Origin of the sequence: uncultured Endozoicomonas sp. (assembly GCF_947495845.1) — a bacterium.
In the GTDB taxonomy this organism is placed as follows: Bacteria; Pseudomonadota; Gammaproteobacteria; order Pseudomonadales; family Endozoicomonadaceae; genus Endozoicomonas.
Window position 1 is genome coordinate 1 of the sequence record NZ_CANMAO010000116.1, and the last position, 301, is coordinate 301.

Consider the following 301-nt stretch of genomic DNA (forward strand, 5'->3'; position numbering starts at 1 on the left):
TCGGCGATAAGTCATTTCACTGCTGAGTTCGGGATGGGATCAGGTGGTTCTAACTTTCTATGGTCGCCAGGCGTAACCGGTTCAGTTAACAGTAATCAGTTGACAATCGTCAGTTGTTACCATTAACCGGGAATCCAAAATAATTAAGCTTAATTCTTGCTGTACACTCTATGCGTATGGCTTCAGACTGACAACTGATCTCTGACCACTGTCAACTGATTTTCAAATCGCTTTGGCGTTATATGGTCAAGCCGCACGAGTCATTAGTATTGGTTAGCTCAATGCCTCACAGCACTTACAC

At 43.9% G+C, this 301-nt stretch carries 1 rRNA gene; it reads right to left on the reverse strand.

The features are described 5' to 3' along the window. A 5S ribosomal RNA gene (rrf, locus tag Q1B11_RS20355) occupies positions 1-71 on the reverse strand; the annotation flags it as partial. Positions 72-301: the final 230 nt, after the last annotated feature.